We start from the raw sequence: 20,372 nt of genomic DNA on the forward strand, positions 1-20,372 counted from the left end.
ATAAGTAATGGAGATCACTTACATCGCTTGCGGAGGTTTTGTTATTGCCGCGTTTATAACGGATATTCGGTCTATGCGAATACCTAATATATTGACGATATCTTCAATACTGAGCGGCTTGATCGTACATCTAATCATGGGTGGCCTCGCAGGCTTTAGCACAGCAGCTATTGGCTTTGGAGCGGGCTTCGGACTCATGATGATATTGTATCTTCTAGGAGCGGTAGGGGCGGGAGATGTTAAGATTTTTGGAGGTATAGGAGCCTGGACGGGGGCCTTGTTCACAATGCAAGTCATGCTGTATTCGATCCTTATATCTGGTGCTATTGGTTTTCTCATCTTGATGTGGAGAAGAGAATTTGTGTTCAGAATGAGAAGAAGCCTCGGCTTCTTCATGTTCGGGCAGAAATATAAACGGCCCGTTTATGACGGCAAGGCGGAAAACGCTGGCGTTATAAAGATCAACAGTGCGGAGGCATCGCTTCGATTTCCCTTTATGCTTGCTGTACTTCCCGGAGCGATACTTGCTTATATACAAAGTTTTTATTACTAGAATCAATTTCATCATACCTTTAGCTGCTTAGACGGTATACACATCAGTATGATCAGCACAAATGAAGGAGAGGTGCCATGAAGGGGCTATCCAGAGATTTTATACATAATGACAGAGTGTTAATGATCGTAGAGAAGATGGGAGGCGTGGCAAGCAGCGACTTGAGCCAGGTTCAAGTAAACATGATCATGCATAACGAAATTCCGGGGCACTTGAGAATGCAAATTAGAGATATCGATGGAACAATTACATTCAGCTATGACATTACGGGACGTAAAATGCTCTCTCATGTGGTTAAAAGTGAAAGGTTAACACTTTCTGCATTTTATCATTTGCTATTACAGCTCACACATACTTTGAACGACAGTCGATTGTACATGCTGGATGAACATCAATTCCTGCTGCATGAGGATTATATGTTTATGGAAGGAGAGCTGGAAGAGGGAAAGATTAAGATTTGTTATGTGCCCTTTCAAGCACATTCTGATCAGGAGAAGGTCTCCGAGCAGCTGTATCAGCTGATCGTTAGATTGATGCCTTATGTTACTGAGTTAAAGGGTAACGGGCTGCAAGGTGTGCTGCAATTATGTGCCGGTGATCATTTTCGTCTGTCTGCGTTAAACGAGCTGCTGCTTGAATTGCTGACAGAGCATTCGTTAGGCGGCACACCGCCTCAGATGCATGACATGCGTAAGTTACAGAGCTTTCAAGCAGCTGATCATTATTCGGCACAAGCAAGCATTTCTTCAGTGCGACAAGCAAGTGGCTACCAAGGTCAGGATTCTCAAGCAAGCAGACTAGAGGCGACGCACGGCTCACATACACGGAGCGCAAAAGGGCAAGCCCTACAAGCACAGAGCCTACGAGAAATACATCCAATGTCACACACCATAGTGTCACATCAAGGAAATTCACAATCAGAAAATGTTAATGCTCCATTTCAACAAGCTGATAATGCATTTGCACTGCCTATACAGTCACAATATCCTCAGGACCATACGCCTCAGCAACGGAAGAACCTGCAGCCGCATAAGTTCGCTGGTTCGAACGAGCAAGAAATGAGGCTTCCTATGGATGGTTCGATTGCTGCAGGAGGCTCTATTTTTGCAGCATTTGATACCCCCGCCTCTGAAGAGGAGGATAACGCTCCGTTCTCAATATCAGACGAAGATGCGGTAAAGAAGCCCGTGAATCCAATGTACTACTGGCTTGGCTGTCTGCTCGCCTCATCGGTTGTTTGGAGATTTATTTACATGGATCGGCCATCATCTGCGGGATTAATTCTATGTACGGTGATTACCGTCGTATTCGTAACTCTTGCTTATTTATTGGCAAAAGGGATTCGTCTGCCTTTTTCAGTAAAAAACAAATCTTCGGAAATCGATACAGGGGATCCTTCATCTACACGATCAGGAGCAAAGGACTGGTTTGCCGTTAAGAAGAAGGGGGAGCCTCGCGAGTGGTGGCGATGGAATAACGGGGGAAGTCCTGCAGCGGAAGCCGGTCACGGGCCTGTGAATGCATTAGTGAATGAGCCGGCATTATTCGAAAGTACGAATGAGGTGACTCGTAGCCGATTCCAGGTGCATCATCCTGCGGTGGATCATTCAAATGTTGCCGTAGAAGAAGGCAGTGAAGGCTCTGATGCCAGCTATTATGATTCGCTGAAGCATAACACCCAGATCCTCTCTGCTGCAAAAGTACAGGCCACGGTGCTTCTATCTGAAATGGGACAGGAGATGGCCAGCTCAAATGCGCCGAATGACAGCATCGCTTATCTGGAACGCTGCTCACCAGAAGGGAGCGTGGATACGATCCCTGTTGGCAGAGGCAGCTTCATCATCGGAAGGTCCAATGACGTCGCCAGTTATGTGGAAGCAGGAGCAGGTACTTCCCGTGCGCATGTAGAGATCAGCAGATCGGATTCGGGGTACGTCGTCAAAGATTTAAATTCAATGAACGGGACCCTGTTTCAGGATGAAGCGATGGTTCCTTACAAAGAATACCTTCTCCAAGAGGGAGACAGCTTTGTTATAGCCAAGGCAAAGTATACTTTTCATCTGAGGATGCCGCTTCATTAATTCCGGCTTGGTTAACTGCAATTTCAGCTAAGTTAACTTCGTAACTCATGCTTGACCGCTCCAATTAGCTCGGGATATTTGAACGTAAACTGGTGTTTCTGTGCCTTCTCCGGCAGAACCTGCTGTCCCTCTAGTATAAGAATGGACATCTCACCCAGGAGCGTCTTTAGTACAAAGGAGGGTACAGGGAACCAATGGGGCCGATGGAGAACTTGTCCGATCGTTTTGCCGAACGTATCATTGTTGACCGGATGAGGAGTGGTAGCATTCAGTGGGCCGGAAACTTGCTCCTGCTGAACCGCAAAATCAATCAATCGCACCATATCCGCAATATGAATCCAGGACATGTACTGTCTTCCACTGCCCATCGGTCCTCCTACGCCTAGCTTATATGGAAGCTGCATGAGGGGAAAGGCGCCTTTACTACCTAACACAAGACCGGTTCTTACAATAACTAGTCTGGAATAGTTCAATCTCTGTTTGGCTGCATTCTCCCATTGAACGCACACCTCAGATAAGAAATCTACAGGCTCAATTGAAGAAGCTTCCGTATATACTTCTGTATCCGAGGTTCCATATATGCCGATCGCGGAGGATTGAATAATAACCTTCGGCTTGTATTCCAAGCGATCTAACACATCAGCCAATTGGTGAACCGAATCGAGCCGTGACTGAAGAATCCTCTGCTTCGCTGTGTCGCTCCAGCGCTGGTTCAGACTTTCTCCGGCCAGATTAACGACTCCGTCCAAGGACTCCAGCGTGCTGGGGTCCTTTTTAATCTGCTCCCAAGTGACATATGAGATTCCGCGGTTCGCAGCATCTCTCGCCTTATCTGCATTCCGGGTAATGATCATAACCTGATGACCTTGTTCTTGCCATAAATTCGCGAGATGGCTTCCGATGAATCCTGTTCCTCCACTGATTGCATACTTCATGGCCATTATTCCTCCTGACATAGCAAAAGACAAGCCTCTGCTTCGTGTTCCCTTGGACTCATTTCTTAGTAAACCCAGGACCACCTAATACAGAGGCTCATGCTTGTTAAAGACATATTACCTTTTTCCATTAAAATGAACCAACGAGCATTTAACGAATGAAAACTTCATCGGATCTCCATATTTAAACGGATCCCCTTTATTTATTCATTAAATGTTTGTATGGCTGATAATCGATCTGCTTCTTGTCGAGAAAATGAACCAGGAACTTATTATCTCTGGAAGGTGTCGCCACGATATATCCCTTGATGCAGTGATCTCGAGTAACTTCGGCAGCGCCGCTCTCCAAAGCGATCTTTCCAATCTCGGCGGCAATCGAGTGCTTGGCGATATCCCGGAAGGGGCCTGGAACCGGCTGTACCAGCTCGTCCAAGAATGCCTTGGCATCCTCTGTCCATAAGTGCCGGCTGGACTCGACCCAGTGATTCTGCCAATCGAGCTTGGATTTGCCGTCGGCTTTTGGAAGTACCTTCAGAAATTTGCGAAACATAAAGAATCCGCCAACGACCATAGAACCTAACAGGACAAAGGTCCAAAAAGCAATGGAGTTCATGAACCAGTTGCTGGGAGCAGACAGTGTTAACCTACTGTTTAACAAGAGAATGTCCATATGCATCACCTCAAAATTTTAATAGAATAGGAGACGGGCCGCAGAAATGATCGAACACGATATAAAAATACAGCGGGCAGGTTTAAAATGACATAAATATGTGAATCCATTTCATAACTCATAAAAAAGGCAGATACAAATTCTACATCAGAGCAGGTAGAGTATTTTGAGATAGATTCAGGTAAATGAACTTTTCATGAGACAATTGAGAAGATTTATTGTAAAAAATGTCCTGTTATAGAAATTATAGCGCACACAGAACTCTTTTTCGATAGCTTCTTCGAGCGCTTTCCATTCTTGATGATATTGCTTGACCTCCTCAATCAAGTTACAATAAGCAATAAATCTTTGGATACACTACTTGTGTCATTCTATTAACTTAAATAGTGCACAATCATCCTAAATCCTAAATCCTAAATTATAGGGGGAAGTAAATTACGATGCTTAAAATAGGTTCCCACGTTTCTTTTTCAGGCAAGGGTCTGCTGACAGCTACGGAAGAAGCAGCAAGCTACGGTTCTTCATCGTTCATGATATATACAGGAGCTCCGCAAAACACACGCCGTAAACCAATGGAGACAATGTTTATCGAAGAAGGTAAGCAAGCCATGCTTAGCGGAGGCTTCGAGGATATTGTAGTTCATGCACCATATATTATTAACTTGGGTTCATACAAGGACAATACTTATGAGCTTGCGGTCAGCTTCCTGCAGGAAGAGATTCGTCGTACCCACGCGATTGGGGTTAAGAATATTGTTCTTCATCCAGGTGCCTTTACAGACAAGGATGCAGAATATGGCATTCAGCGTATTGCCGAAGGCTTGAACGAGGTGCTGAACGGCGTGCGTGAAACGGATGTCAACATTGCCTTGGAAACGATGGCAGGCAAAGGGACAGAGATGGGACGCAGCTTCGAAGAGATTGCACAAATCATTGATAAAGTTGAGCATAATGAGCGGCTGACCATATGTATGGATACTTGCCATATTCATGATGCCGGCTATGATATCGTGAATGATCTGGACGGTGTGCTTGAGCAGTTTGACCGCACAGTGGGATTAGACCGGATCGCTGTAGTGCACATCAACGACAGCAAGAACCCTACAGGTGCGCGGAAGGACAGACATGCTCCGATCGGCTCCGGCTGGATTGGTTATGATACCATTCATCGTATCGTGCATCATGAGCTGCTGGCTGGCCGCCCGTTCATTCTTGAAACGCCGTGGATCGGGAAAGATGCGAAGACGCAGCGTCCGATGTATGAAGCGGAAATTGCGCTGCTTCGCGGTAATGTAACAGAACGTTTTGGCGAAGCTTTTTGGGGAGATGTGGAGAAGCTGGACCATTTCTTCAGCGGACAAGACATTCATTCACGCAGCTTTATTCTAGACACATGGACTGTGCTTAAGAATGACGCCAAAGCGAAGAAGGCTGACCCGCGTGAACCGCTGGAGCGTTTATATGATCTTGCTGCAGGCGCAGATCTGTTCCCTGAGCTGTCTGAAGAGGCACTCAATCATCGCCTGATTGCCTGGCTCGCAGGCAAGGAAGCTATGGTCAAAGCATAGGAGTCACTTATATCAAGGGGGAGAATTTTTCTACAATGGATATTCATACTAAAAACGTACCCGCACACCCGGCACACGAACACCCGGATCGTGCTCGAATGCTGATTTCTTGTCCGGATGCCCCGGGAATCGTGGCCGCAGTCTCCAAATTTCTATTCGAGCATGGAGCCAACATCGTTCAATCTGATCAATATTCAATGGATCCGGATGGCGGCATGTTCTTCATGCGCGTAGAATTCGATCTGCCTCAGTTGAAGGATCGCCTTCCGCAGCTGGAGGCCGACTTTGGAGCCATTGCCTCCCAGTTCAGAATGGAATGGAAAATCTCCAGCGTAAGCCGCCGGAAGAAGCTCGCGATCTTCGTGTCCAAAGAGGATCATTGTCTGGTAGAGCTTCTCTGGCAATGGCAAGCCGGTGATCTGGATGCAGACATTGCGCTGGTTGTAAGCAATCATTTAGATATGAAGGATTATGTTGAATCCTTCGGTATTCCTTACCATCATATTCCGGTCACACCAGATACCAAAAAAGAAGCAGAGCAGCGTCAGCTAGAAGTGATCGGGGCCGATATTGACGTCATTATTCTAGCCCGTTATATGCAGATCATCTCGCCGACATTCATTGAACATTACCGTAATCGCATTATCAATATCCATCATTCCTTCCTTCCTGCATTTGTTGGCGGCAAGCCCTATGCCCAAGCTTATAAACGGGGAGTTAAGCTGATTGGAGCAACAGCGCATTACGTAACGGAAGAGCTGGATGGAGGACCGATCATTGAGCAGGACGTTGAACGTGTAAGCCATCGGGATGATGTTCCCGAGCTGAAGCGGATCGGCCGCAATATTGAACGTGTCGTGCTTGCGCGAGCAGTCAAATGGCATGTGGAGGATCGTATTCTCGTCCATGAGAACAAGACGGTTGTATTTTAAAATCAATAGAATCAGAAGAATCGCCCGGTTACTTGAGCCGCGGCGATTTTTTGCTATGCCCGACATTGTTTGTCTTGGGGTACCAGAACGGTTTGCGTTCCAGAGATTTTTTGTAACAGCTGCTTATGTGTTATGAAATGGATTGTTTTACGCGAAGTTTGTTTTGCTCTAATAAAAGTCGGATAATGTAGAAGTGAACTCTCTTATTAAGAGATGATGCATAATCCTGCTCCAATAGTTTGCTATTTTTCATTGCCTATCCTTGTATTCCTTCCAATTCAGGTATGCTTTTCTTCAAAGAGGAGATACTTTTGTCGATGTGTGGATGATGAAATTTATTGGATGTGAAGAACGGTATGGAAAAACAGGACGTGAAGTGATACAATAGCAAACGAATAAGTCAAATTGAAACATTCAAGCGGATTAACTTGCTTTAAATCAACTCGTTTGTCATTTTAAGTTAAGTTTTAAGTCGCCTGAGCGTAAGTCCGTTTGCTTATCCTGACATCTTTTTTGAGATTATGAGGAGGACAAAAAATGACTGATCAACAAACCAAAGAACAAAGCATTCACAAGGATGAAAATTCGACAATCGATAACTTGTCTATTACTACAGTACGTACTCTAGCGATTGACGCAATTGAGAAAGCCAAATCCGGTCATCCGGGTATGCCAATGGGTTCTGCACCTATGGGTTATCAATTGTTTGCAAAAACAATGAATCATAACCCGGAGAATCCAACTTGGATCAACCGTGACCGTTTTGTGCTGTCTGCTGGACACGGCTCCATGCTGCTGTACAGCCTGCTGCACCTGAGCGGATATGATCTTCCTATGGAAGAAATCAAGCAATTCCGTCAATGGGGAAGCTTGACTCCAGGTCACCCTGAATTCGGTCACACTGCAGGTGTTGATGCGACGACAGGTCCGCTTGGACAAGGTATTGCAATGGCAGTAGGTATGGCAATGGCTGAAGCTCAGCTGGGTGCGACTTACAATAAAGATAAATTTGATATCGTAGACCACTTTACTTATGCGATCTGCGGCGACGGCGACCTCATGGAAGGTGTTTCTCATGAAGCAGCATCCCTGGCGTCTCACCTGAAGCTCGGCAAGCTCGTGGTACTGTACGATTCCAACGACATCTCCCTTGATGGTGAACTGAACCTTTCCTTCTCTGAAAGCGTACAAAAACGCTTTGAAGGATACGGCTGGCAGGTTCTACGCGTAGAAGACGGAAACGATCTGCCTGCGGTAGAAAAAGCAATCAAGGAAGCTCAAGCTGATCTCAGCCGTCCAACGCTGATTGAAGTGAAGACGGTTATCGGTTACGGCAGCCCGAACAAACAAGGTAAAGGCGGTCATGGCGGTACTCACGGTTCTCCACTTGGAGCAGAGGAAGCGAAGCTGACTAAAGATTTCTACAAATGGGTATATGAAGAAGATTTCTTCGTTCCAGACGAAGTTCGTGCTCATTTCGCACAAGTTAAAGAGCGCGGAATTGAAACGAACAAAGCATGGGATGCGAAGTTCGCAGAGTACAAGAAGGCTTACCCTGAGCTTGCAGCACAGTTCGAAACAGCAGTTGCTGGCGAGCTTCCAGAAGGATGGGATCGTGACCTTCCTAAATATAGTGCTGAAGATAAGGCAGTATCCACTCGTGTTGCTTCCGGTAATGCGCTGAACGGACTGGCTCCAAATGTTCTTAACCTGACAGGCGGATCTGCTGACCTTGAGAGCTCTACAATGACACACCTGAACAACATTGCACAGTTCACACCTGCAGACTACTCCGGCCGCAACATCTACTTCGGTGTACGTGAGTTCGGTATGGCAGCAGCAATGAACGGTATGGCACTGCATGGCGGTGTTAGAGTATTCGGAGGTACGTTCTTCGTATTTACAGACTACCTGCGCCCAGCTGTACGCTTGTCTGCAATTATGAATCTGCCTGTAACTTATGTTCTGACACATGACAGTATCGCTGTTGGTGAAGATGGTCCTACGCATGAGCCGATCGAGCAGCTTGCTTCCCTGCGTATTATCCCTAACCTGACTGTGATTCGTCCTGCTGACGGAAACGAAACTTCTGCAGCTTGGGCTTATGCTGTAGAGAACAAGAAGAACCCGGTAGCTCTGGTATTGACTCGTCAAAACCTGCCGATCCTTGCTGGAACAGTAGACGCTGCTCGTGAAGGAATCAAACGCGGAGCGTACGTTGTATCCGAAGCCAAAGACGGTAAAGCTGTTGCGCAAATCATTGCTACAGGTTCCGAAGTTCAGCTTGCAGTGAAAGCACAGGAAGCACTTGCTGAAGAAGGCATTTCCGTACGTGTTATCAGTATGCCTAGCTGGGATCTGTTCGAGAAACAAGACAAAGCTTACAAAGAATCCGTTATTCTTCCGGACGTTAAAGCTCGTCTTGCAATTGAAATGGCTCATCCAATGGGCTGGGAAAAATATGTTGGCGACGCTGGAGATATCCTCGGAATCTCTACATTCGGTGCATCTGCGCCTGGCGACCGCGTAATTAAAGAATATGGCTTCACTGTTGAGAATGTAGTCAGCCGCATCAAAGCATTGCTGTAATTTTGACAACAAGCTGCACACAACAAGAGCTTAAGTAAATAGGTAAAGCTGCCCATTCGGCAGCTTTACCCTTTTTTAAAATAACGTGACGATTGTCATGTGAGCGTGTAGCACCATCACTTTAATAGGCTTTCATTCTGTCAGAAGGACGGATGCCTGTTAACTTGCCAGCTTATACAATTTACAGTATTCTAAGTCATAAGTTGTTCCTTGGCTTAGATATCATTTGTTCAGTGAGGAATCAACTTTATAGGGAGGTAATTATAATCATGGCAAAAAAAGTAACGTTTGATTACAGTAAAGCACTTGAATTTGTTGGGCAGCATGAGGTGGATTATTTCGCAGAGCCGATTCGTCTTGCACATGAGCAGCTTCATAACGGAACAGGTGCAGGGTCCGATTATCTTGGCTGGATTGATCTGCCGACCAATTATGATAAAGAGGAATTCTCTCGTATTCAAAAAGCAGCTGCGAAGATCCAAAGCGACTCTGATGTGCTGATCGTCATCGGAATCGGCGGTTCTTACCTGGGAGCACGCGCTGCGATTGAAATGCTGTCTCATTCCTTCTATAATGAGCTGCCAAAAGAGAAGCGCAAAACTCCTGAGATTTATTTCGCAGGTAACAATATCAGCTCTACATATGTCAACCATCTGCTTGAGCTTATCGAAGGCAAAGACTTCTCCGTGAACGTCATTTCCAAATCCGGTACGACAACGGAACCGGCGATCGCTTTCCGTATCTTCCGTGCAGCGCTTGAGAAGAAATACGGCAAGGAAGAAGCTCGCAAACGGATCTATGCAACGACAGACCAAGCGAAGGGTGCACTCAAGAAGCTGGCGACTGAGGAAGGCTATGAGTCCTTTATCATTCCAGACGATGTAGGCGGCCGTTACTCGGTTCTTACTGCGGTAGGACTTCTTCCGATTGCTACAGCGGGTATTAATATTGAAGAAATGATGCAAGGTGCTGCTGACGCTTCGAAAGAGTACAGCAACCCGAACGTAGCCGAGAACCAAAGCTATCAATATGCTGCTGTTCGTAATGCGCTGTATCGTAAAGGCAAAGGCACAGAGATCCTCGTAAACTACGAGCCGTCCCTGCATTTCGTATCCGAGTGGTGGAAGCAGCTGTACGGCGAGAGTGAAGGAAAGGATTTCAAAGGAATCTATCCTGCTTCTGTTGACTTCTCTACAGATCTTCACTCCATGGGTCAATTCATTCAGGAAGGAAGCCGCAACATCTTCGAAACAGTTATCCAAGTCGAAGAGGTTCCGAGCCATATTACGATTGAATCCGATCCGGACGATCTGGATGGTCTGAACTTCCTGGAAGGCAAAACGATGGACTTCGTTAACAAAAAAGCGTTCCAAGGAACACTTCTTGCGCATACAGACGGACAAGTTCCGAATCTTATCGTAAATATTCCAGATATGACTCCATATTCCTTCGGATATCTGGTATACTTCTTTGAAAAAGCTTGCGGCATCAGCGGTTACCTGCTTGGGGTTAATCCATTTGACCAGCCAGGGGTTGAAGCTTACAAGAAGAACATGTTTGCTCTGCTTGGCAAGCCTGGCTACGAAGAAGAAAAAGCGAAGCTTGAAGCAAGACTATCTGAATAATCAAGGGTATCTCAGACATATATGTAAATGACTTATTTAACTAAGAAAGCAGTTCACCCGCACTTGGATGAGCTGCTTTCTTAAAAATATAAATCTAGTTGTGCTAGCAGAAAGGTAGTAGAAATGATGATTGAGCGTTACCGTACGGTTCGAATGTCGGGAGATAAGGAAATTGTCATCAAGAAATCGCGGTTCATTGGCCACATCAAGCCGGTAGAGACCGAGGAGGAAGCAGTTTCTTTTATCGAAGAGATCAAGAAAAAGCATTGGAATGCAACGCATAACTGTTCAGCTTATATGATCGGTGAGCGTGATGAAATCCAGAAGCAGTCCGATGACGGCGAACCAAGCGGAACCGCAGGTAAACCTATATTGGAGGTGATCAGGAATCAGGGACTGAAGAATGTAGCCATCGTCGTGACTCGATATTTTGGCGGAATCATGCTTGGTGCAGGCGGCCTTATTCGCGCATATACAGACGGTGCGGTTGCTGCCATTGAAGCCGGTGAAGCCATTACGAAGGTGCTGCATCGTGAAGTGTTTGTAGAGATTGATTACACGTGGCTTGGCAAAGTGGAGAATGAGCTGAGGGGCAGAGAGACTCGGATGGGTGAAACAACATTTACTGACAAAGTCAGGCTGACATGTCTTCCGGTCGATAGTGAAGCAGAGCGCTTTATAGATTTTGTGATCGATCTAACACAAGGTCAATCTGTAATCACGGAGGGACAGCAGCTTTATTTTATTGAAGGGGAATAAGATATGGCTAGAAGAGCAGTGGAACAGGAGTTGTCAAGGGAACGTATATTGGAGGCGGCGAGGCATCTGTTCGTAACGAAGGGCTATCGTTCAATTTCCATGCGTAGTATAGGACAGCATCTAGGGTACAGTCATGGTTCTTTATATTATCACTTCAAGGAAAAAGCAGAACTGTTTTACGCGATTGTGATTGAGGATTTTAATCATCTGGGGCAGATGCTGCTGCAAGCGATGGCTAGGGAATCAAGTGAAGGATTGTCTAAGCCTGAGCATGTCATGATGGAATTTATCCGGTTTGGACTGGAGAATCCTTATCAGTACGAAATCATGTTTATGATTCGGGATGAAGAGCTGCTGGCCTATTGCCGTGCAGAACAGAACCGATGTTATGAGTTATTCGCAACCATTATCCGCTATCATATGAATGATCAGGAATATACGCCGGAACAAAAGCTGAAATTACCTCACAGTATGTTTTTATCTATTCACGGTTTCATTTCTTATTATATTCAAGACCGTTCTCCATTCGAGGACGTAAGACAAGAAGCCATTTCCCACGTTAAGATTATGTGTAACAGAATTTAGTTATGTAGTTGTCATAGTCATCACCACTGTGGTCAAGGCAGCCGTTATGCAATCTATATTATACAGCTGAACCGCATCCATCTCTGTGAAATAAGTCAATAAATGAAAGATCAGGGCCTTTTCACGCTTACATACTTCAGAGCGGTGAAATGTCATAACGTTGCATTGTCATAACGGTAAAAGGCGAAAGTGCTTGTCTTATCCATTTCTAACAACTTTAAAAGATTGACGTAATCCCCCTATTTTTGGTAAAGTATCAAATAAAGTAATTCCTAGCGCTTTTCTAGGGAATATATTGGGGGATGGGGAAATGCACGTTGAAGTCCGTGGGTTGAACAAACATTTTGGGAATTTTCATGCGGTTAAGGATGTTTCCTTTGATATTGAAAAAGGTCATCTCATCGGTTTGCTTGGACCGAGTGGTGGAGGTAAAACTTCGATCTTGCGCATATTAGCCGGTCTTGAGCATCCGGACGCAGGTGAAATCCGTTTCCATGGACAGCTCGTTAATGACCTTCCTCCACAGGAACGGGGAATCGGCTTTGTTTTTCAGAACTATGCGCTATTTAAACATATGACCGTCTTTGAGAATATTGCGTTTGGACTTAAGGTCAAGAAGCAATCGAAGGCACAGATCCATGACCGGGTGATGGAGCTTGTAGAGCTTACAGGCCTAAGCGGCTTTGAGAAGCGTTATCCTCATCAATTATCCGGGGGACAGAGACAGCGTGTTGCATTTGCAAGAGCGCTGGCACCTGAGCCGCAGCTGCTGCTGCTTGACGAGCCATTTGCGGCGATTGATGCGAAGATTAGACAGGAGCTGCGTTCATGGCTGCGTGAATTGATTGAGCGGGTTGGAATTACATCAATCTTCGTTACCCATGACCAGGATGAGGCTATAGAAGTAGCGGATGAGATCATGATAATTAATCAAGGGGCTTTGGAGCAGAAGGGAACGCCTTGGGACATTTACAAGCGCCCGGAAACACCGTTTGTCGCTTCGTTTATCGGAGAGTCCACTATTGTCGAGCATGCCCGTGAGCTGAAGGGGTTTGATATCGAGGCTGTTTCCAATGATGCGAAGGCGCTCATTCGTCCTGAATATATTGAGGTAGGCAAAGAGAATGAGTTCACACTTCTGTCTGCTACGGAGAAAGGCGTTGTAAGAGCACTTCATTTCCGTGGGAGCGAGTGGCTTGTCGAAGTCACGGTAGGCAAGCATCGACTGATTACCTATCGTTCTCTTGAGAAAGAGACGCTATCCGTTGGTCAGGAGGTTCGTGTGCTGGTTCATCGGGCATATCTGTTTAATGATCAGGACAACTGGATGGTGGAAAATAGTTTGAAGCGTGATCCAATGCCAATAACGATCTAGGTATCACTCTGCTAGGATATCAATCAGATAGCAAGCTGTCTTTTTACCCTGACGTATGATGCGTACAGGGTTTTGTTTTGTTCAATCGGCGATATGGATCATGGCTTTAAATCATGGCTCAAGCTTTATAAGAAGCCTTCGGTCATTTTATAATAGTATCGTAATTCAGTAATCACTAATAAATGTTCAGCATCATTTACTACATAATTCAGGGGTGTATCAACTATGACAGAACAAGTTAAATTGTCTCAATATTCCGCTATTCTATTGGAGAATGCGCGTCATTACGGCGTTACGGACGAAGATGTACTCACTGCAATCCGCACCGGGGATCTGGCGGCTTTTAGCCATGCAGAACGTGAACATTATACTTACGAGGCTTTTCTCTCGTATGCGAAGGAGCATGGGGAGGAGCTTGAGCGGGCTGTTCAGGAAGGGTATCGCATCACATTCAATACCAATAATGGACTTAAAAATTGGATTGCGATTACGTTTGATCTGAAGCCGGGAATTGATTTTAACGCAGCAGAGGGCCTTGTAGACGGTCTTATCCTTACTGGAGAGCAGGCAGAGAAGCTTAGAAAATCTCTTGCGTCCAATTGGCATATAGCAGATGAGATAGATACGGCAGACGGTCATAAAGAGCTGACATTAAGGCTCCGGGGAATGTGATGAGATACAGAGCTTATGCACCGGCAGAAAGGACATGACAGTATATGACGATAACAGATAAACTAACGTTCCTCGGCACAGGAGATGCGATGGGAGTTCCAAGGCTATACTGTGAGTGTGAGGTATGTATGGAGGCAAGGACAACGGGTATCAACCGCAGATACCGTTCCTCAGTGCGGGTGCATGGATCAGATGGAGAGTTCATGATTGACGGAGGTCCGGATTTCGTGCATCAGATGGAACAGCTGGGCAAACGCCAGCTGCGAACGATGCTGGTTACGCATCCTCACTTTGATCATATCGGCGGACTGCCGGAGTGGGCAGATGCCTGCAGGTGGCTCGGGGAAAAAGGGGAGCTCTACGCGCCGCAGGAGGTCATTGAAACAATACAGGTACAGTTTCCTTGGCTGTCCAGGCATATTAAAATGCAGCCCTGTGATTCAGGCGTTGAGCTCGCCGGATATCAGATCCGGACCTGGAAGGTCAACCATGGAAAGAACGGTTACTCCTACGCATACCGCCTGGAGAAGAATGGTTACCGCTGGGTTTATTGCTCGGATTCCATCAATCTGAATGAACAGGAAAGGCAGCAGCTCTATCATCTGGATCTGTTAGTGCTTGGGACAAGCTTTTATCATGAGCTGGCAGAGTTCCACACTCGCTCTGTATATGACATGCTGGAAGCACAGGAGCTGCTTCGACTGGTTAAGCCGAGGCAAACCATTTTTACTCATATGTCTCATGATGTGGATCTCCGGCAGAAGTATGATCTTATGCCGGAAATTACACTTGCCGAGACAGGAATGACACATATTTTATCGTGAAGAAGCTTGATCCAGCCACCGCGCACGATTCGGTATAGAAACCTGCTGCTAGTGAAGATTCGCGTACGCGATCAGCAGTCGCTCCATTCCCTCTTCAATCTGTTTCTCGCTCGTATAACAATAGCTGAGCCGGATATAAGCTTCTGAGCCTTGCGGAAGTGGATCGCAGAAGGGTCCGGGAACAAAGGCAACCGATCGTTCAAGGCTCTTCTCAAGCAGGGCGATCGCATCTACATGGGCAGGAAGCTGAACCCACAGGTCGAGCCCCCCTTCCGGGCTGACCCACTGCCAGTCGGCCGCTGTCAGCATTTGCTCCATCTTCTCTTTTCGCAAGCTAAGTGCAATGCGCAGCTTCTCCATATGGGTCTGCATTCGGGAGGAAGTGAAGTAATGCTGGAAGATTTTTTGGCCGAGCAGCGGAGAACCGCCGTCTGTCAGTGATTTAAGAGTCAACGCTTCCTTCATAAGCCATGGCTTGCACAATACGAAGGCAATGCGCAGACCGGGTGCTACGTACTTGCTGAAGCTGCGAATGTACATGACGACCCCTTCCGTATCATAGCTGTAGATCGGCGGGGGAGGCTCATCTGCGAAATACATATCATACGTCGTATCATCTTCTGCAATAATGAACTGGTACTGTTCAGCAAGCTCAACCAGCAATTTACGCTTCTCCTGTGGGAGAACATATCCCGTCGGGTTATGATAAGTCGGGTTTACATACATAAGTCGCGGGCGTGAATCCACAATGGTGTGCTCAAGCTGCTCCATATCATATCCGTCTGGCTGCATCTCTACAGTGACGATGCGTGCTCCAGCCTGCCGAAAAATATCAATGGCGGTACTGTAAGTAGGCCGTTCAACGAGCACAACATCGCTTGGCTTAATCAGCATTCGTGCTGCCAGATCGATGGCCTGCGTAGCCCCGGACGTGACAAGAATATCCTCTGGTGACAAGGACATATGGTGCCGTGCGTTAAAGTATTCAGCCATGACCTCACGGAGCTGGAAGTCTCCTTGAACCGTGGAATAGGTGCCAAGCAGCTTGGGATACATATCGAACACCTGCTTGACGTACTCCGACATATACGTATTGGGAAGCAAAGAGGGGTCAATCAGTGCCTTGGAGAACTGGTACTGCACGTCCTGCTGATGCAGCGCTGATAACACATGAGTCCGCCGGGTCAGCGACAGAAAAGGCAGCGAGTCCTCTTGTGTCAGCTGGCTTGCGGCTGAGTGCAGGGGCTGTGAAGTAAGTGTCTGCACTTGATTCCTCCTTTGATGTAAATGGAGTATATCTGCCGAATCTATAGCATTCGTAAACACCTTATCCGGTGGCGAGGTCAATTTCACTGCAGGGCGCGGGCACACATAATAACCTGATCGATCTTTAGCATATATAAAATGGTCCTTAACGAGCTGCTGATACGACTTAAATACGGTCAGTCGATGCACGCCAAACTGCTCTGCGAGCGAGCGCACGGAAGGAAGCCGGTCATTCGGAGCATAATCTCCCCGCTCAATTCTCAGATGAACATAGTCGTATACTTGCTGTGATAAAGGTTCCTTTGTGAGAAACTCCGAGCGTTTATTTTTCATCTTATCCACCTCATCCACTCATGCCTTTCTTCCATTGTACGATATTATGACCATCAACTGTTCTATTCTGTACCTTCTGTTCTATTCCACTTCGATTACAATGTGGCAATAGACGAGGAGGCTGGAGTAGAATGCGATTATTAATTGCTTACATGAGCATGTGTTTAATTTTTGGTACGACCTTTCTGGCGATCAAAATAGGAAATGATGCAGGGGTTCCGCCGTTTTTTGCGGCAGGGGTGAGATTCTGTCTCGCAGGCGCACTCTTGTTCATATGGTGTCTATGGAGACGAAAAACAAGCATCAAGCTGCTGCTGCGTAAAGAAGTGATGATTATTGGCAGCTGTTTAACCTTTATGACCTTTGCAGGGCTATACTATGGAGAACAATATATCAGTTCAGGCGTGGCTGCCGTATTGTCTGCTACCGGACCGATCATGATCATCGGAATTCAGACATGGGTTCTCAAGAAGAAAGCTTCAGCGCTCTCTTTGCTCGGCTGTTTAACGGCATTTGTCGGCGTTATTCTTATCCTGGTTCCCGAACTGACGATTCAGGCGGGGGGAATGTGGCTGGCAGGTGCCTGCGCAGTGCTGGTTGGCGAAGTGTTCTATGCGTCAGGCTCTGTATATTCAGGAGCCACGAGGTCCAGACTGAGCGGATATTCGTCCCTTGCAGTAAACGGCGCACAAATGCTGTATGGCGGACTCATGCTGCTGATGATCTCCTTCATCACAGAACAGCCTGATCCGGATGTGCTATTGTCTTCTGGGGCAGCGGGCTCAGTCCTCTATCTGACGATATTTGGCTCTATGATTGGACACAGTCTATTTTATTTCCTGGTCACCAAGACGGGACCGCTGTTTCCTTCGACCTGGCTCTATATATCTCCTATGATTGCCCTTGGTGTCGGGATGTTATTTTATGGAGAGCATGTAACCCTATTAACGGCAATCGGGTCGATCATCATCATTGGCGGCCTGATTATGGCGAATTGGCATACACTAAGAGAGTGGATTCAGCTTAGAAGCCAGCGGAAAAGTGAAGCGGACAGAAGCGGTGTGGCAACATAAATACGAATGACAATTAGGGACATCTGAAAAATGTGCTGCGCATACACGTATGCAGCCTAATGTACCGACCAGGCACTGATTTTTATAAATAAGTTATTTACGTATCTTTCTGGCGGTCTCAGACGTCTTCACAGTATAAGTACTTATAAGGACTAAACAAAGGGGGGCCCCGAATGATGGCCTTTGTCAGATCCGAACCCTACAGGATGTATCTGAAGTGTGCAGATGGTGACGACCATACACAGACTTCGGAATTATCGAGAAGCATGATGTTATCCCTGTATAAATACTGCCTGTCTCTAACCGGATCAAAAGAGGATGCTGAGGATTTGTGCCAGGAGGTTTATGTCAAAATATTGCCGCATGCCGCGGATTTGAGTAAAAGTGTAGGTTTTTCGATGGAGGGTTATCTGATCCGTTCAGCCCGTAATGTGTGGATTGATGGCTTGCGTAAGGAAGCAAGGCGGAGAGAGCTGCTGGGTGAGATGCAGGAGCAGGAGCAGTACGTCAGCTCTCATCATGAGCTTGGCGATGGCCTGGCTGTAGAAGAGGCTTTTCAGGTGCTCCTGACACAGCTGACGGACTGGCAGCGGACAATATACATTCTCTGTGAGCTATTCAGCTATAAGGCGAGAGAGACCGCTGATTTGCTCGATTCTACGGAAGGAGCGGTTAAGGCTGCACTTCGCCGGGCAAGAGAAGTCCTCGCAGAAGAGAGACAGCGGCAGCTAGAAGCGGATGAACCTGGCGTCTTGATGAGCCCCGTGTCGGAAGAGGATGCAGAGCGTCTAAGAGATTACCTGGGTGCTTTTCGTGCAGGTGACACTGAGCGTATTATACAGCTGGGACTTGGCGGCGCAGCAGATGTGATGATGGTGACGAGTCAAGTACTTGGCTTCAAGATGCACAGCGGCACAGCTCCTCAGCTTACAAATGCATGGTATGACAGCCTGCAGCAGATCTCAAGGATAGAGATGGTGGCATAGAAAAAGGAGAGAAGCGTAAATGCCAACCATTCCTTATGTAGTGGAGCAAACGAGCCGGGGGGAGCGCAGCTACGATATTTACTCCAGGCTCCTAAAGGACCGGATTATTATGATCTCGGGTGAGATTGAAGATCAAATGGCGAATCTGATTGTCGCCCAGCTGCTATTCTTGACAGCAGAAGATCCGAAGAAGGACATACAGCTCTATATCAACAGCCCTGGTGGCTCCGTAACTGCAGGATTCTCCATCTACGACACGATGAAATTTATTGAACCTGATGTATCGACCATATGCACAGGGATGGCGGCAAGCTTTGGCGCAATGCTGCTAACCGCAGGAACCAAGGGGAAGCGCTTCGCTTTGCCGAACAGTGAGATCATGATTCACCAGCCGCATGGCGGCAGTCGAGGTCAGGCCTCTGACATTCGGATTCAAGCCGATCGAATTCTCAGGCATCGGGAGCTGCTTAACCGGATTCTAGCGGAGTCCACAGGACAGCCGATCGAGCGCATTGAGAAGGATACTGATCGTGATCATTTTATGACAGCAGAAGAAGCTGTAGCATACGGTTTGGTGGATAAGGTAATTAATAGATAAACCAAACTATAGAGTGATGTATTGGAAAATAAAAATACCCGGATGCCATACTGCATAGTACAGGACTATGCTTGTAAGCAGCCGGGTTATTTGTTGTCTATATAGATCTAAGCCTCTAGAATGAACTTCTCAATGACATGCTTCACGCCGTCTTCATTGTTGCTCAGCGTAACATAGCCTGCAATTTCTTTCAGTGCAGGAATGGCATTCCCCATCGCTACACCAAGACCCGCCGCTTCAAGCATCTCATGATCGTTCCAGGAATCGCCTACCGCAATGGTATCCTTAAGATCAACGTTAAAATGATCCGCAAGGAAAGTCAGCGCATGTCCCTTGGTTCCTTCATGATGCATGATTTCAAGAAAATGTGGCTTGGACTTGGTAATATGCACTTCAGGACCGAGCAGTTCGCGCAGATCAACAGCCACCTTGTCCAAATAATCAGGATCATCAATGATCAGCAGCTTAGGGGCTGGCTGTTCAATCATTTTTACAAAATCAGCTTCAATGTAGTATGGTGTTTTGTTCAGTTTGCAGTAATCAACCAGCTTCTCGTTCTCTTCACGGGAATACAGCTTGTCGTCAATATAAGTCTGCAGGTGCAGATTGTGCTCCAGGCAGTACTCATAGAGCTTACGAGCGGCTTCCATTGGAACATAGCGCTCGTACAGTACTTTTTCGTCCATCAGATTCTTAATTAGTGCTCCCTGGTACGTAATGATCGGTACATTAAGTCCAGTCTGACGAGCAATCGCTTGTGCAGAAGCGTAAGCGCGACCTGTCGCGAGCGTAACCACGACATCCTTGGCCACAGCAGCCTCAAGTGCTTTTTGTGTGGGATTCGTAACTTCCTTCTCGTCATTAATGAGTGTGTCATCGATATCGATGGCAATCAGCTTGTAAGTCATGGCTTCTCTCTCCTCAGTTCTATCTATTATTTAGTGGGGC

General features: G+C 46.7%; 18 protein-coding genes. 14 read left to right on the forward strand and 4 right to left on the reverse strand.

Annotation, left to right across the window (positions count from 1 at the left end; genetic code table 11):
* Positions 1–7 precede the first annotated feature (7 nt).
* Entirely contained in the window at positions 8–553 is a 546-nt protein-coding gene (locus PUW25_RS06155; protein ID WP_047912108.1) for an A24 family peptidase, read from the forward strand.
* A gap of 77 nt (positions 554–630) precedes the next feature.
* The gene (locus PUW25_RS06160; RefSeq protein WP_052511982.1) at positions 631–2,634 is read left to right on the forward strand and encodes a DUF6382 and FHA domain-containing protein; all 2,004 of its coding nucleotides are present in this window, start codon (positions 631–633) and stop codon (positions 2,632–2,634) included.
* A gap of 32 nt (positions 2,635–2,666) precedes the next feature.
* Here the strand turns inward: PUW25_RS06160 and PUW25_RS06165 are convergent, their stop codons facing one another.
* Both PUW25_RS06165 and PUW25_RS06170 read right to left on the reverse strand, forming a co-directional pair.
* Positions 2,667–3,569 (reverse strand): TIGR01777 family oxidoreductase, encoded by a 903-nt coding sequence (locus tag PUW25_RS06165; protein WP_047912107.1) that lies wholly within the window; start codon positions 3,567–3,569, stop codon positions 2,667–2,669.
* Between the two features lie 199 nt (positions 3,570–3,768).
* Positions 3,769–4,239, reverse strand: a complete 471-nt coding sequence (locus PUW25_RS06170; protein ID WP_152557740.1) for a DUF2621 domain-containing protein — start codon at positions 4,237–4,239, stop codon at positions 3,769–3,771.
* Between the two features lie 440 nt (positions 4,240–4,679).
* Here PUW25_RS06170 and PUW25_RS06175 point away from each other — a divergent pair, with 440 nt between their 5' ends.
* From PUW25_RS06175 to PUW25_RS06215, 9 genes are all read left to right on the forward strand, one after another.
* Complete coding sequence (locus tag PUW25_RS06175; RefSeq protein WP_047912105.1) at positions 4,680–5,807, forward strand: deoxyribonuclease IV; 1,128 nt, start codon at positions 4,680–4,682, stop codon at positions 5,805–5,807.
* A gap of 35 nt (positions 5,808–5,842) precedes the next feature.
* On the forward strand, positions 5,843–6,739 hold the full coding sequence (purU, locus tag PUW25_RS06180) for a formyltetrahydrofolate deformylase (RefSeq protein ID WP_047912104.1): 897 nt from the start codon (positions 5,843–5,845) through the stop codon (positions 6,737–6,739).
* Between the two features lie 537 nt (positions 6,740–7,276).
* Positions 7,277–9,328, forward strand: coding sequence for a transketolase (gene tkt / locus PUW25_RS06185; protein WP_047912103.1), 2,052 nt, complete (start codon positions 7,277–7,279; stop codon positions 9,326–9,328).
* 269 nt (positions 9,329–9,597) lie between these two features.
* On the forward strand, positions 9,598–10,953 hold the full coding sequence (locus tag PUW25_RS06190) for a glucose-6-phosphate isomerase (RefSeq protein WP_047912102.1): 1,356 nt from the start codon (positions 9,598–9,600) through the stop codon (positions 10,951–10,953).
* Between the two features lie 126 nt (positions 10,954–11,079).
* Positions 11,080–11,712 carry a YigZ family protein gene (locus PUW25_RS06195; RefSeq protein WP_047912101.1) on the forward strand — a complete coding sequence of 211 codons (633 nt, stop codon included), beginning with the start codon at positions 11,080–11,082 and terminating at the stop codon, positions 11,710–11,712.
* A gap of 3 nt (positions 11,713–11,715) precedes the next feature.
* Positions 11,716–12,297 carry a TetR/AcrR family transcriptional regulator gene (locus PUW25_RS06200; RefSeq protein WP_047912100.1) on the forward strand — a complete coding sequence of 194 codons (582 nt, stop codon included), beginning with the start codon at positions 11,716–11,718 and terminating at the stop codon, positions 12,295–12,297.
* A gap of 310 nt (positions 12,298–12,607) precedes the next feature.
* Positions 12,608–13,672 (forward strand): sulfate/molybdate ABC transporter ATP-binding protein, encoded by a 1,065-nt coding sequence (locus PUW25_RS06205; RefSeq protein ID WP_274336805.1) that lies wholly within the window; start codon positions 12,608–12,610, stop codon positions 13,670–13,672.
* Between the two features lie 225 nt (positions 13,673–13,897).
* Positions 13,898–14,344: a hypothetical protein gene (locus tag PUW25_RS06210; protein WP_274336806.1), complete on the forward strand. Its 447-nt coding sequence runs from the start codon at positions 13,898–13,900 to the stop codon at positions 14,342–14,344.
* A gap of 44 nt (positions 14,345–14,388) precedes the next feature.
* Complete coding sequence (locus PUW25_RS06215; protein WP_274336807.1) at positions 14,389–15,168, forward strand: MBL fold metallo-hydrolase; 780 nt, start codon at positions 14,389–14,391, stop codon at positions 15,166–15,168.
* A 48-nt stretch (positions 15,169–15,216) separates the two neighbouring features.
* Here the strand turns inward: PUW25_RS06215 and PUW25_RS06220 are convergent, their stop codons facing one another.
* Positions 15,217–16,767, reverse strand: a complete 1,551-nt coding sequence (locus tag PUW25_RS06220) for an aminotransferase-like domain-containing protein (protein ID WP_274336808.1) — start codon at positions 16,765–16,767, stop codon at positions 15,217–15,219.
* Positions 16,768–16,898: 131 nt separating this feature from the next.
* On the opposite strand from PUW25_RS06220, the gene PUW25_RS06225 reads away from it, so the two are divergent.
* The 3 genes from PUW25_RS06225 to clpP all read left to right on the forward strand — a co-directional run bounded on the left by PUW25_RS06225 (position 16,899) and on the right by clpP (position 19,424).
* Positions 16,899–17,840, forward strand: coding sequence for a DMT family transporter (locus PUW25_RS06225; protein WP_274336809.1), 942 nt, complete (start codon positions 16,899–16,901; stop codon positions 17,838–17,840).
* Positions 17,841–18,013: 173 nt separating this feature from the next.
* Positions 18,014–18,826 carry an RNA polymerase sigma factor gene (locus PUW25_RS06230; RefSeq protein WP_274336810.1) on the forward strand — a complete coding sequence of 271 codons (813 nt, stop codon included), beginning with the start codon at positions 18,014–18,016 and terminating at the stop codon, positions 18,824–18,826.
* Between the two features lie 19 nt (positions 18,827–18,845).
* Complete coding sequence (gene clpP, locus PUW25_RS06235; RefSeq protein WP_274336811.1) at positions 18,846–19,424, forward strand: ATP-dependent Clp endopeptidase proteolytic subunit ClpP; 579 nt, start codon at positions 18,846–18,848, stop codon at positions 19,422–19,424.
* 107 nt (positions 19,425–19,531) lie between these two features.
* On the opposite strand, the gene PUW25_RS06240 is transcribed toward clpP, so the two are convergent.
* Positions 19,532–20,332, reverse strand: coding sequence for a Cof-type HAD-IIB family hydrolase (locus tag PUW25_RS06240; protein WP_047912093.1), 801 nt, complete (start codon positions 20,330–20,332; stop codon positions 19,532–19,534).
* Positions 20,333–20,372: the final 40 nt, after the last annotated feature.

The sequence above is a fragment of the Paenibacillus urinalis genome, assembly GCF_028747985.1.
In the GTDB taxonomy this organism is placed as follows: domain Bacteria; phylum Bacillota; class Bacilli; order Paenibacillales; family Paenibacillaceae; genus Paenibacillus; species Paenibacillus urinalis.